Below are 13,297 nucleotides of genomic sequence, written 5' to 3' on the forward strand. Positions count from 1 at the left end.
TTTTAGCGTATACTTTTCATCAATAGAATGTGTTTAAGTTTAAAAAAAATAAATTGTTTGCTGTTGATACTTTGTGAAGCTACTGGTTACTTGTAATCCTGTTTACTTGATTTCTTCGTTCCTGCTACAATATTTTCTTGGTTTGCGATTTAGGTTGAACTCTTACGATTAACTAACACTCTTCATTTCATCAGGGCTGTCAACGGGAATCTACAAAGTACAGGTTACATGTTTTCGCATTTGTGCCTTTATTACGATTCAAATATAATGAGCCATCTGATAACTTTTTAACCTTTTTTTATAAAGAATAGACATTCCCAACACAATTATTTTCAATATTCCCGCTACTTCAAAAAGCCCACATAACAATATAAATCAATCACTTAACAAACATTACAACTACACAAATAATACAATATTCTTATACAAATAGGATAATCCAAAAGCAATAACATTGTCTTTATAACATCAATAGAATACTATTCGTTATTTAACTTATTTTGGTTCGTATCAACCAGATCTCTTACTGAAACAATGGAAAGTTTGGGGGCCTTATAAATTTAAACCAACTGGACTATGGCTAAAGCTGACATGCTTAGCAGACTTATAAATACACTTACAAAAGCTGAAAAAAGATATTTCCGTTTGTATACGGCGCTCCAGCAGGGTAACAAAGACTATGTCAACCTTTTCAACATGATGGAACGCATGTCTTTCAGAAGCACTGCTGAACTAAAGCAGGCGTTTCAGCAACAATATGCTGGCTGTAGTTATGAAGTTTGCAGTAAATATCTGTACAAAGTATTACTGGACTGCCTCTTGCATCTGCGCATGCAACGACATCCTACTGCGGTACTGACAGCTGGTATTCTGAAATGCGATATCCTTTTTGAACGCTCTTTACATGAAGACGCATTGAAGCAATTACATAAAGCACAAACAACTGCATCAGCCAATGAAAAACAACTATTGCAGTTATGGGCGCAACAACAGGAGATGCAATTGCTGCAGCAGATGAATTTTCCGGGTATTACTGAAGAAGACCTGTTACAAAAACAATCTGGTATACAGCAAACAATGCTGGATATGCAACAGATAAGACAACAGACATCCCGGTACGAAACGCTCAGACATCACCTGTTATACAGAGGCAGCGCACGTACTGTCCGCCAACAGGAGACGATAGATGCATTGAATGCTGACATGCCTCCGCCTATACATCATTCTGCAACCAGTCTGAAGGTACATCTGCTGTTCGAAGCGCATTATCACCTCGTCACCAGCGACTACCCTGCGGCATTACAGGTATTCCACAAACTGCATCAGTTACTGGAAACCCATCCGGTGCTTTTCGAAGACACTCCAGCCGATCATCTCCTGATCATAGAAGGCATACTGGACAGTTTGCGGGCAGGCAAACACTATGAGGAGCTATTTTCATTTATAGATAAGGTAAAACGTTTGAATGGCGATAATGTCTATTTCGCCATCATGCAGCAACGCCTGTTATTTATCTATGAGGCAGGCGCTTATATAGACAGTGGCAATTTCTCACTAGCACTAACACTACTGCAACAGTATATGCCTGAAATAAAAAAGAACATCCTGTTGATGGATATTAGTAAGCAGGCTGAGATCTATCTCTATATGACGCTGATATACCTGGGCAATGAAGACATTAACAATGCGCATAACAGTCTTGAACAGGTATTACAAAGTAACCTTTACAGCACATTGCCTATCTACCGCACCTGTCGCCTGGTACACCTGCTTATACAATATGAACTGGGCAACTACGAATATATCCGTTATGAGACAAGAGCTTTCCGCCGTCACCTGCAACCAGATACAAAACGCTCCTATCTGTTGGAGAGAACTGTTATCAAGTTCCTTGGAAATGGTGAAATACCTCCCGTCACTGCTTATCGCGCAGCACTATGGAAAAAGATCAATGCCAGTTTTGAGAAAATAAAAGCTGACAAATATGAACGCCAGCAGCTGAAACTTTTTGACTTCTCAGCCTGGATAGAAGCAAAGTTGAAGCGTAAGACCTTAAGTGCGGTACTACAGGAGAAAACTAAGAATTAACTGGTTCGTAAAAATCATTACGTTATTTCAATTGCTCAATACGATGCAGGCGCAGGCTGATTATTCCTCAGGTTAATAACAGTTCTGTTCAGATAAGGCAGTAATGCAATCAACAGAATGATCACCACCAGCAGACAACTGATCAGGTAATAATAATCCATAGAAAAACGGATCTGCGCCTGTATATCTGCGGAGCGGTATAATAACCCATTCGCCATCTTTACAGCCTGGTCTGCCGGAATCCCTTTTGCTGCAACAGCTTTTTTATATCCCTCCAGCCTTGCTGTTACAAAGGGATCCAGCGAAGTGACCAGTTCCAGGAAACGGTTGTAGTGCACCTTCCTGGAAAAGAGTTGAAAGTAGTTGATGAACGCAATGCTGAGACAAAAACCTGCAAAGCGGAAAAAGACACCTGTTGCTGATGCTGTACCTCCCAGGTGCGACGGCACTGAAGAGATAGTATAAATAATCATAGGCGCCATCAGCATCCCTGCACCCAACCCCTGTATGATCAATGGTACTATGAACGTTGACGCATCTGCCTGCGTAGTAAATAAAGCATGCATCCACAGATGAAATACCAGCAGCAAGGCAAATCCTATTATCCATATCCATCTCACTGGTCTTTTCATCACGATCCATCTTGATGAATACAACACACCACCTACGATACCGCCAATATTAGCCAGCAGTATATAAGATAAATGTTCTGGATCCATACCCAATACAGTCGTAAAATGATTCGTTGTAATATTCAATGCTCCCCTGCAGATATAGAGGACCACTATAAGGCCTACGCCAATCACATAGTTCCGGTAACGGAATACTTCGAGGCTTAGGTAAGGTCTCTTTAAAGAACGTTGGCGGAAGACATGTATAAGTGTCAGCACGATCACACCTATCGTAGCCGCCATGATCCTCTCATCGCTCCACCAGAAATACTGTTGCCCGTACAGGAGAATATATCCCAGCAAACAAAGCGCCGAAGTATAGATCACATAACTTGCCCAGTCAAGTTGGTACAAAGGGAACTTCCTATTCAGCCGTATTCTGTTCATGATCAGCATCAGTAATACCGCACCGGGTATATACATAAAGATCATCCACTTGTACAGCACATTATAGTCAAAGGTATCAATGATCGGCGCGGTCAGCAAAGTGGTAATAGCAGTTATACAAAGCAGGATAGCATAGAAAAGGGAATAACCTATTTCCCTGGCACGGTTTGTCCGTAATCTGCTGAACACAAGTGTAACACATACACTCGTGGTTACGCAGTTCGCCATCCCCTGTATAAAGCGAAGCCCCAATAGTATATGCAGATCGCGTGTAATATAGCAGCCGTAGGAAGTAATGATTTGTACCACGGTCCCTATGATCAGGTATTCTTTACTGGCAATAAAAACAAAGAATCTTCTTTCCAGCGCAAAGAATCCTGCCAGTGATGCATAGAGCAATACCATCGAATACTGCACATCCGCAGGCTCTATACCGTAGTATCCCGCTGCGGCAGGCCCATACGCAGTTGAGAGCCCGAACGTCAACATGGAAGGCATCAGATTGATAAAGATCACTGCCCTGATCAGCCATTCGGAGGCCCATGGTTTAAAGATAGGAGTACGCTCAGCCATGCTTCTTACTGATTAAAACAGTGGCATTCATGCCAGCGCGTAACAGGACAGTCTCGCTGGAAGTATTCGTCAGTTTAATGCGCACCGGTATGCGTTGTACTATCTTCACGAAATTACCTGATGAATTATCCGGCGGCAAAAGAGAAAAACGGGAACCGGTAGCAGGTGATAACGACTCAATCGTTCCGTTGAAGGTTTTACCCGGAAAGGCGTCTATTTCAATATCAGCCGACTGCCCAATATGCATTTTGCTGACCTGCGTTTCTTTGAAGTTGGCAATGATCCATTTACCGGTAGCCTGGTTCACAATAAAGGCTAATGTTTGTCCTGCCTGAACCAGTTGACCATCCTGTATAGTACGGCGGCCCATTTTACCATCATAAGGCGCTCTTATCACAGTATAGGAAACATCCAGTTTATTACGTCCCAGCAGGGCTTCCCGCCTTTGTATCTCTGCCATCAACACTGCTTTCTGAGACCTGATATCATTGATTTTGGATACAGCAGCATCGTAGTTATTAGAGACGGATTGATAATCGGCCTTCGCTACATCCAACGCTGTTTCCACATTCTCCAGTTGTTGCTTCGTAGCCGATTCCGCATCATACAATTTCCTGTAGCGGTCATATTCCTGCTGTTGTCTCCAGAGTTTAGCCTTAGCTGCCGCGATCTGTGCCTGTGTCCCTTCTGCTGTTTTGGTACTGGTAAGCACATTACTCTCCAGTACCTGTATCTGCGCCCTGGCATTCATCAACGCAGCACTTGCCTCTTGTTCCTGCAGCACATATTCACTGTCATCTATCACCAATAAAGTATCTCCTTTCTTTACATCCTGATTTTCTTCGTAATTGATCCTGCTGATATAACCCGTCACACGTGAAGTAATAGGGTTGATATATTCCTCCACCTGTGCATCATTGGTCTCTTCATACCTGCGCAGTTCAAATAAGGTAATGATCCCCCATACAGCCAGCGCCACCAGGATGATACCAGCTATCCAGCCGGTGATGGCTGTGATCAGTTTGTCGGTCTTCGCATAGTTGTTCCTCTTGCCTGTCATAATTTATAAATTGCCTATAACTTTTTGTAACTGGTAATACCTGACGCGGGCGGCAATATTTGCCGACACCAGGTCAAAACGTGTCTGCAGCATTTGTGTATCTGCATCGAGCAGATCGGTCACAAGGGAAAGCTGATTGAAATAAGTGTTATTCACTATTCTGAGATTCTCGGTAGCCTGCTTCACATTTGTCTCTGCTACGTCTATACGTGTCAGCGCCTCCTTGTATCGCAGGAATGCTTCGTTCACCTGTTGCCTTACCTCGTCGCCCGTCTCCTTATGTTCTACTTCCTGTCTCTCCAGTTGCAGTTGCGCGACTTTCTCCTTGTGCTTATTATGATAAAATGAAGAGATAGGAAAAGATGCTTTCACACCATACATGCCTAATCCATACATTGCAGCGGCATAAGGATAAAACTGTATCTGCGGATAGGCCCATGCATATTCTGCAAACAAGCCAACCTTAGGAGATACATTTGCTTTCACCTGCTTAAGCGATAGTTCTTTCAGTGCAGTTTCTCCCTCAGAGATCTTGAATTCATATGCATGATCTGTGGCAGCAGTAAGGTATTCCTCGTAGGTACCAGGTATTGTCTCCTGGTCTGTAAATAAGCTGTCGGGTTCAATTAACATATGCTCATCCGCCCCGATCATAATGGCCAGCTTTTGACTGGAAATAGCAATATCATTGTTGATCTGCACCATACCCATCTGCTGGCGGGACAATTTTAACTCTGCTCTCAACACATCACTTTTCAGCACAACACCATTCTTCTGTAACTCCCGGATATGGGCGAGTTGCTTTTCCTGTTCGGCAATATCCTTTGCTATTAATTCTTTAAACCGGCAACTACGCGCCAGATCCAGGTAACAGACTGCCGCATTGAATTTCACTTCGGATACGGTCAGATTCTTTTGTTGTTCAGCTATAACATGCTCCGTCGCTTCCTTTTTAATTTCCAGGTTCGTCTTATTCCCGTTATAAATATTAAAGTATGCCTCTCCTCCCACCTTATAATAGTTATGTAAGACAGGGAATTGTTGTGGTGTATGAAAGAGGCCATCTTCATATACCGGCATATTGGTAACGCGTGCATAAGCGCCTGCAGCATTGATCTCCGGTAGCCGTTCGGCCTTCGCATCCTTCAAAGCTTCTTCACTGCTTTCCACGCGTAGCCTGGACATTTCTATCCGTTTATTGTTCAATTCCGCCTGTTCCCATATCCGCTCAATGGATAGATGTAACGGTTTGGTAGTGTCCTGAGATTGTTGTGCCGTTACACACAATGTCAAAAACATAAAAGGCAACAGTGCATATGCCTTTCTGATATTTGTAAACATATTCCTTATTCTGCATGCAAAGGTACTGTGCGTGGATATGAACACTTTTATCTAAATTGCCAATTATTTATCCATTCAAGCCATTTAAGAACATGCAGCCCCTAGCCGCTTATTTAAGTGAGATAGATGTACATCCTCAATCAGTCTATGTTTTGCACGAAAAAGTGGAGAGAAAGTTTTCTATGCATGCGCATGAAAAGGGACAGCTGACCTATGTGGAAGGAGGCATTGCATTTTGTAACATGCCTGACAGATCTTATGTAATTCCTGCCCGTCATTATATATGGATACCTAAACATCAGCAGCATTACATGCAGATAAAACATTCAAAGGCGGCTACCACTACCCGTAATCTGTATTTCTATAGCCATAACGATCACCTGACACCCTTTTATACCAGGTTGGGCATTTATCCTGTCAATGAATTATTGCTGCAGATGATCAGCTATTCGGCCCGTTGGGGGCAACATGTTTTACCCGGCGAACCCGGCTTCAGTTTCCTGAGCGCTATTAAAGATATTCTACCGGATATAAGTACCGCTGCATTACCCGTGGCATTACCTACCACACAACATGAACGGCTGCAACCGGTACTGCAATATATTGCTCAGCATTTTGATCAGCAGCTGACCCTGGAAACGGTTAGTCATCAGTTCGACATGAGTCCGCGTACCCTTTCCCGCCTCTTCACCAATATCCTGGATATGTCTTTTGTACAATACCTGAAAACATTAAGAGTTGCGAAAGGCATTGAAATGATCCTTCAGACGAACCAGACATTAAGTGAAATTGCTTATCAAACAGGCTATAGTAGCATTGCTGCTTTTAGTAAGGTCTTTTATCAGCTCACGAATAAACGGCCTTCCAGTTTTCAACAGGATATTTACTAAAATGCGCCTGCAAATCCGTATTTTTCAATGAAATATTACCCCTATAACATCTGCTTTTAAGAAAAAACGGTTAATCCAATTGAATAAACACCTTACCGCTGGGCAACTTTTAACATTTCCAATACTATTAAATTTCTACCTTGCGCAACAGTATTTCCTTCAGGAGCATTAGGTCAGAGCAACTCAGGATTGGACGTAGCATTTTATTAACAACATTCAATTCAATCTTAAACCAACCCCAGCTAGTCACATACAAGAACAGGACTACAGCTGATTCAATGATTTATCACATGAAGATTTTCAAGCGGGCGGCAGTCATTGCCTCATTATTAGCGTCAGGTTACATTGCACAGGCACAGACACAGAACTGGCAGAACATGGACCTTCAGAAAGATTCCGTATTCGGTATCAGTGTTGAAAAAGCTTATACGGAACTGCTAAAGGACAAGAAATCCAAACCTGTAATTGTTGCGGTAATCGATAGTGGAATTGACACAACGCATGAGGACCTGAAAAGCGTGCTGTGGGTAAACGTTAAAGAAAAAAGAGGCAATGGTAAAGATGATGATAAGAACCATTATACAGACGATATCAACGGCTGGAATTTCATCGGTTCTACTAAAGGTAATGTTGACTACGACAACCTGGAGCTGACCCGTATCATCCGCCAGCAACAGAAACAATTCGGCAGTCTGAACAGTGCGCCTAAAGACACCGCCGGACTATACCAATATAAGGTACTTAGAAATAAATATGAGCTGAAACTATCTGAAGCGCAGCAAACACTATACGGCATCACCCGTTTTGTAGGTATGCTGGATACCATGCTGATCAAACTGGGCAATAATAACCCAACAGCAGCCGAATTACAGGCATACACTCCGCAGAACCCGGCAGAAGCACAGATCAAGCAGGTAGTATCTCAGCAACTGGAGCGTTTCCCTGATTTCAAAACCTTCCGCGAAAAAGAACTGGATGCTGCTGTAGCCCACTATAAAGAGCAGGTGCAATACCAGCTGAACCTGGACTACGATCCCCGCGCTATTGTAGGCGACGACTATAACAATCCAACTGAAAGATATTATGGTTCCGGCGATGCAACCGGTCCAGACGCTGACCACGGTACACACGTAGCAGGCATTATTGGCGCAGGCAGGAATAATAACCTGGGCATAAACGGTGTAGCTAACAATGTGCAGATCATGTCAGTAAGGGCTGTCCCTAATGGTGATGAAAGAGATAAGGATGTAGCCAATGCTATCCGCTATGCGGCAGATAATGGTGCCCGCGTGATCAATATGAGTTTTGGTAAGGCTTACTCCCCTAACAAGAATGTTGTGGACGAAGCGGTTAAATATGCCATCTCCAAAGACGTATTACTGATTCATGCGGCAGGTAATGATGCAGAGAACATCGACATTACGCCCAACTATCCCAGCCGTGTTTATCAGAATGGTGACACCGCAACTGCCTGGATAGAAGTAGGAGCTTCCGGCCCTGATAATGACGAAACACTGGCAGCGCCATTTTCCAACTACGGTAAAATCTCCGTGGATGTATTTGCTCCTGGTGTAGGCATCTATTCCTCCACCCCAGGCTCCCATTACGACTACCATGATGGCACCAGTATGGCGTCTCCTGTGGTAACCGGCCTGGCTGCCCTGATCCGTTCTTATTACCCTAAGCTGAGCGCAATACAGGTAAAAGATATCATCCTGAAATCAGTGGTAAAAGTAGAACACCCGGTGACCATCTTTGAAGAAGGTCAGCCTAAAACAGTACAGATGACAGACCTTTGCCGCACCGGCGGTGTAGTGAATGCTTATAAAGCGCTGGAACTGGCCGCAACTTATAAATAAGACAATCAATTTCCTTTTTTCCAATAGAAAAGTAGTTTCGCATATGCGGAACTACTTTTTTGATTTACAGTCATTTATAATTTTATTGAGGATTTTTTTGGAAATTGAAGGGAAATATATAATTTTGCCGTCCCGAACGGGGAAATATTCCCCGGTACTATTGCCTGATAGTATAACGGTAGTACAAGCGACTCTGACTCGCTTTGTCTTGGTTCGAATCCAGGTCAGGCAACGAAAAAGCCCGCTCAATGAGCGGGCTTTTCTTTTATCTCTCACTACACCCCTATTTATTAATTGTAAAACATCCCTCTATGCCTAAAATCCTATTCTCTGTCTGCCTACTCCTGAGCCTGTGCTTAAATAGCTTCGCACAGGAAGAAACGAAACGTATCGTCGATTATAAAAGCCACAATTTGACTGACAGCATCAAAGCCGGTATGCAGGTGATTGCACGTGACCTGGGAATGCCCATTAATAAACTGAATTTTTATGTGATGCTGGAAGAAGCACTCGTTGAAGTAAAACGATACACAATAACCATGGAAGCCTATCCAAAGGGGGCAAAATTTAAATATCAACACCTGATCGATAGTACAAACGAGTTTCTGAAGGTAGATGATAACCTGATTTTACCATCGATTTTCGACTTTGATTTATTTAGGGAGATGATGACGTCGGAAGGGTATTCAAAAGGATATGTTTTAATGCTGGACATCACAGACGGCAAAGAGACTATCAAAACAAGGTTTATTTCCTCTAAAAAGTAACAACTCCGATATCTTATCCAACGCCTGAGATGACATTCAAGCGTCTACATTTATAGCGCATTAACCAACTTTCAAAAGAATCCGCTCTCATAGGCGGATTCTTTTTGTTTTATGGGCTTTCCAGCAAAAGCAGCTTAAACTGCTTCCCGGTACCTGTGCTCCTTTTTCGCTGATGGCCAAATGATCTCCTTTCTGGGAAGGAAGTATCCCTTTATGCAATTAGGATTTCTGATACAAATTTGCACATGTGTTTTATCGTGAAACCCAGCACCATCATACAATGGATTTCCCTCAAAGAAAATGCCCCTCACTGAATCAAATGGAGTGATATTATTAGCCTCAAGCAACTGATGGATATTTTGTATTACGGCACAATCCAATCTTCTTATGATCTTATCCTTTGCGCCCAAATCATTCGGTGGATTAATATTTGCTGGCAGCTTTTTGCTTTCAGATTCCTTTAATTTCTTTAGGCTATCAAAAGAATACTTCGCCAAATCCAGCCACATTTTATCTGACAGATCTAAACAGTGTCCTAAGCTTATAACAGCCCCAATGACTGCTGGCTTCTTTATTTTGACATTTGGCGGAGGATTGGAAGCGAAATCCCAGGCTCGCTCATAATTGTTTTGCCAAAAGTATATACCATTTCCAAGCCAATCCCAATCATTCCTGCTGGGACGCAACGATGTTTTGCCATTAATAACCTTATTCTGTACACTTAAGTCACATCCATGAAAGCCTATTATTAAGCCAGGATCAGTTGAATAGATCATATTCTTCGGTAGGAAGTTACGTGGAAATAAATCTTTTTTGGAGGAGGAAAATTTTATTAAGAAGCTATTTTTCTAGCAGCAATCTTTTTGGGAGCAACTTTAACCTTCTTACTTTCGATATACAAATCTCCTATACCTAAATCTTCAACAAGCTTACTCGCAGTTTGCGGCGAACTGGCGATAACCTGTCTTTGCCTGACAAGGGCTTCCTTGATTTGATTATATAGTACTACAGAAGTCATGACACAAATTTACAAATTTTATTCCTATTCCGCCCCCTAATAGCTACCTAAAATATTGTTTTTGAATAAAACAATCATATTCATATTTTATTAATTACCATTCATTTAATTTAAAAAAGAGAATATCACTCCGCACTTTAGTTTACAACTTCCCTCCGAATTTATGGACTCCCCTTCGACATTCTTTGCCAAAAATAACCATCACGAATGGCCATAATCAGCCATTTCCATTGTCAGGTATTTTCCGGAATTTACTTGACAAAATATCAGAAAAAAATGCTTTTTTGGTAACACAAAACAGATTAGAAATTGTCAGGTAAAACCCGGGAAAAAGCATACTTCCATATCTTAAACCAATAACATGAATATCTCTATCCGCCTCATATTATCCATCACCTTACCTCTCATCCTCTCCTCTTCCCTGAGAGCCCAGAAGACAGACTTTGACGCCTACAAGGCCCAATATGGCCAGGGAGCCGGCAGCACCGTTTTCGACAAAGGACTCAAACAAACCGCCCCTGTCAACGGATTTCCTTTTGTGCTTATAACAGGCGTGAAATTTAAGGACTGCGCGAACGGCGTACCAACAGAAAACGAATTATCCCATCTATACACAATCTCCGACTCTGTCTACGCGACTGTCACTACACTGGTAAAGAATATCATGGCCGGTACATTCACTTATCAATGTGAACGGCTGGAATATTACTATATAACGGATACAACACAAATAAGAGACCGCCTCACTGCTTTATATAAAAAACACTTTAATTCATATGATCCCTACATCAACATTAAGCCTGATAAAGACTGGGATGCCTACCTGAAGTTTTTATATCCAAATGAAGAGACATTGGAATACATGCAGAATGAGAAAATACTGATGACGCTTGAAAAGCAGGGCGATAAGCTGGATAAAGAAAGACGTGTTGATCATTCAATAGGGTTCACTACTGAGAAAGATATGGATTGCTTTATCCCATACGCTACCAAACAGGGATTCAAAGTAGAAACAAAAGGAAAAGACACAAAAAGTGAACTGCTTAAACTACATATCTCAAGAACCGACAAGATTGATCTGCCATCCATAAGCAAAATCACCACTGAACTGAGAAAAGAAGCAAAGAAATGTAACGGCGTTTATGATGGCTGGGAAACTGTAGTAGTAAAATAACCAAAAGCCCGCCGCGTCAATAGCAGCGGGCTTTTTACTAAGCGGGATCCGCCAATCGCGCTTATTTTGTATACACCATTTTCTTGCTTTCTACGATCCGTCCGTCTACTTCCAGACTGTAGATATAAGTACCGGCATTAACGCCATCCAGTGTCACCGTAACGCTGTTACCACTGTTAGCTTTCAGATCAAAACGTCTGATCTGTTTGCCACTCAGGTCTGATACAGTCAGATATGCTTTAGATGCTGAACGTGGGTAAGCATACTTAATAGTAGTGCTGCCATTGAACGGATTAGGCGCATTACCGAGTACGAAAGATTCACCGGAAGCATTTGCGTTTACCTGCAGGCTGCCACTTTTTATTGCGGCCAACTGTGCCTGTACTTCTGCCAGCGTCTGTTTTAAAGCATTCACTTCCTGTTGCAGGGCAGCGACATCTTCACCTGAACCAGCAGTTTCCGCAGCACGTGCGCTGCTAGTGTTGCTTCTGTATACATATCCGCTATCGTCTACCACCAATACTCTGCCAGTACCTGAAGGCAGATTCTGGAAACGTACATTGCCGTTTACATGCAATTTCGCTGAAGGATTAAGAGCATTGATACCGAAGTTACCATTGCTGTTTAACCGTGCACGCTCCACACCATTAGTACCCTGAGCATCTGTACCCACACCAAATACCAAGCTTCCGCCAGCAGTAATAGTATGGATAACAAAATCGCCTACCTGACTGGTGGTCACAAAATTTCCCAGTCTTGTTGACAGTCCTATTCTTGCATAAGGGCTGCTGTAAGGTGGCGCCGTAGGTTGAGTTGGGTTCAGGCTAAAATAAAGAGAAGGAGCACGGCCTGACAGAAACGCATTGTTGTCTTCAACATTTGCGTTGTTGTTGTGCACATGCAGCAATTTGGCTGCCTGGCTTACACCAATACCTACATTACCATTGGATAGAATAGTAGCTTTTTCTGTGTTGTTGGTTCTGAATACCAATCTCGCCGTATCCAGTGTACCGAGAAAATTAGTTGCGGGATTTGTCCCTGCATTACCGGTTAACAGCCACGCAGATCCACTACCAACAGAGGCTGCATCTCTCCAGAATAAACGGCCACTGGTATCCTGCACCAGCAGGCGGTTGAATGTGTTATTCTGCGTGATACCAGCAAATCTCACAGTACCTGTTGTGTGCAGCTGAGCAGAAGGAACATTGGTGCCAATGCCTACAAACAGACTGCCAAATTTCAGAGAATCATTTACAGCGTATAATCGCTGTCCGGTAGCATCAGCTACCCAGCCCTGGGCGGAGGCTGCAAAAGTGGTTAACATGCCACAGAGGGCCATAAGCATAGCTTTCCTTGTAAGGATACTTTTCATAGTATATTTTTAGGATTAAAAAAACGGAGTATGTTAGCGCGAAGGCACTAAGGGTAAATATTGAGATTATCTGGTGAAAATAAATGGTTATTGGTTC

At 42.6% G+C, this 13,297-nt stretch carries 11 protein-coding genes; 5 read left to right on the forward strand and 6 right to left on the reverse strand.

The features are described from left to right. Nucleotides 1–576: 576 nt before the first annotated feature. Nucleotides 577–2,088 (forward strand): hypothetical protein, encoded by a 1,512-nt coding sequence (locus F3I09_RS10410; RefSeq protein WP_149694988.1) that lies wholly within the window; start codon nt 577–579, stop codon nt 2,086–2,088. Between the two features lie 35 nt (nt 2,089–2,123). Here F3I09_RS10410 and F3I09_RS10415 read toward each other — a convergent pair whose 3' ends face one another. Genes F3I09_RS10415 through F3I09_RS10425 form a run of 3 tightly spaced genes read right to left on the reverse strand, consistent with a single transcriptional unit; the run spans nt 2,124 to nt 6,120 of the window. Beyond that, nucleotides 2,124–3,719, reverse strand: coding sequence for an MFS transporter (locus F3I09_RS10415; protein WP_149694989.1), 1,596 nt, complete (start codon nt 3,717–3,719; stop codon nt 2,124–2,126). After that, on the reverse strand, nt 3,712–4,779 hold the full coding sequence (locus F3I09_RS10420; protein ID WP_149694990.1) for an HlyD family secretion protein: 1,068 nt from the start codon (nt 4,777–4,779) through the stop codon (nt 3,712–3,714). Before F3I09_RS10420 ends, F3I09_RS10415 begins: the two co-directional genes overlap by 8 nt. Before the next feature lie 3 nt (nt 4,780–4,782). Continuing rightward, the gene (locus F3I09_RS10425) at nt 4,783–6,120 is read right to left on the reverse strand and encodes a TolC family protein (protein WP_223233207.1); all 1,338 of its coding nucleotides are present in this window, start codon (nt 6,118–6,120) and stop codon (nt 4,783–4,785) included. Between the two features lie 92 nt (nt 6,121–6,212). Here F3I09_RS10425 and F3I09_RS10430 point away from each other — a divergent pair, with 92 nt between their 5' ends. From F3I09_RS10430 to F3I09_RS10440, 3 genes are all read left to right on the forward strand, one after another. Then, nucleotides 6,213–7,010 carry an AraC family transcriptional regulator gene (locus F3I09_RS10430; RefSeq protein ID WP_149694991.1) on the forward strand — a complete coding sequence of 266 codons (798 nt, stop codon included), beginning with the start codon at nt 6,213–6,215 and terminating at the stop codon, nt 7,008–7,010. A 290-nt stretch (nt 7,011–7,300) separates the two neighbouring features. Further along, on the forward strand, nt 7,301–8,869 hold the full coding sequence (locus F3I09_RS10435; protein WP_149694992.1) for a S8 family peptidase: 1,569 nt from the start codon (nt 7,301–7,303) through the stop codon (nt 8,867–8,869). A 311-nt stretch (nt 8,870–9,180) separates the two neighbouring features. Further along, a complete protein-coding gene (locus tag F3I09_RS10440; protein WP_149694993.1) occupies nt 9,181–9,636 on the forward strand; it encodes a hypothetical protein in 456 nt (151 codons plus the stop codon). Nucleotides 9,637–9,770: 134 nt separating this feature from the next. Here F3I09_RS10440 and F3I09_RS10445 read toward each other — a convergent pair whose 3' ends face one another. Next, nucleotides 9,771–10,412 (reverse strand): hypothetical protein, encoded by a 642-nt coding sequence (locus F3I09_RS10445; protein WP_149694994.1) that lies wholly within the window; start codon nt 10,410–10,412, stop codon nt 9,771–9,773. Nucleotides 10,413–10,468: 56 nt separating this feature from the next. Then, on the reverse strand, nt 10,469–10,654 hold the full coding sequence (locus F3I09_RS10450; protein WP_149694995.1) for a hypothetical protein: 186 nt from the start codon (nt 10,652–10,654) through the stop codon (nt 10,469–10,471). A gap of 361 nt (nt 10,655–11,015) precedes the next feature. On the opposite strand from F3I09_RS10450, the gene F3I09_RS10455 reads away from it, so the two are divergent. Continuing rightward, the gene (locus F3I09_RS10455) at nt 11,016–11,828 is read left to right on the forward strand and encodes a DUF695 domain-containing protein (RefSeq protein ID WP_149694996.1); all 813 of its coding nucleotides are present in this window, start codon (nt 11,016–11,018) and stop codon (nt 11,826–11,828) included. A gap of 61 nt (nt 11,829–11,889) precedes the next feature. On the opposite strand, the gene F3I09_RS10460 is transcribed toward F3I09_RS10455, so the two are convergent. After that, nucleotides 11,890–13,200: a T9SS type A sorting domain-containing protein gene (locus F3I09_RS10460; protein WP_149694997.1), complete on the reverse strand. Its 1,311-nt coding sequence runs from the start codon at nt 13,198–13,200 to the stop codon at nt 11,890–11,892. Nucleotides 13,201–13,297: the final 97 nt, after the last annotated feature.

The sequence above is a fragment of the Chitinophaga sp. CF418 genome (genome assembly GCF_900142925.1).
Taxonomy (GTDB): Bacteria; Bacteroidota; Bacteroidia; order Chitinophagales; family Chitinophagaceae; genus Chitinophaga.

Coding starts and splice junctions, on each gene's coding strand:
- F3I09_RS10410 (WP_149694988.1), top strand. CDS start 577: ATGGCTAAAGCTGACATGCTTAGCAGACTTATAAATACACTTACAAAA.
- F3I09_RS10415 (WP_149694989.1), bottom strand. CDS start 3,719: ATGGCTGAGCGTACTCCTATCTTTAAACCATGGGCCTCCGAATGGCTG.
- F3I09_RS10420 (WP_149694990.1), bottom strand. CDS start 4,779: ATGACAGGCAAGAGGAACAACTATGCGAAGACCGACAAACTGATCACA.
- F3I09_RS10425 (WP_223233207.1), bottom strand. CDS start 6,120: ATGTTTACAAATATCAGAAAGGCATATGCACTGTTGCCTTTTATGTTT.
- F3I09_RS10430 (WP_149694991.1), top strand. CDS start 6,213: ATGCAGCCCCTAGCCGCTTATTTAAGTGAGATAGATGTACATCCTCAA.
- F3I09_RS10435 (WP_149694992.1), top strand. CDS start 7,301: ATGAAGATTTTCAAGCGGGCGGCAGTCATTGCCTCATTATTAGCGTCA.
- F3I09_RS10440 (WP_149694993.1), top strand. CDS start 9,181: ATGCCTAAAATCCTATTCTCTGTCTGCCTACTCCTGAGCCTGTGCTTA.
- F3I09_RS10445 (WP_149694994.1), bottom strand. CDS start 10,412: ATGATCTATTCAACTGATCCTGGCTTAATAATAGGCTTTCATGGATGT.
- F3I09_RS10450 (WP_149694995.1), bottom strand. CDS start 10,654: ATGACTTCTGTAGTACTATATAATCAAATCAAGGAAGCCCTTGTCAGG.
- F3I09_RS10455 (WP_149694996.1), top strand. CDS start 11,016: ATGAATATCTCTATCCGCCTCATATTATCCATCACCTTACCTCTCATC.
- F3I09_RS10460 (WP_149694997.1), bottom strand. CDS start 13,200: ATGAAAAGTATCCTTACAAGGAAAGCTATGCTTATGGCCCTCTGTGGC.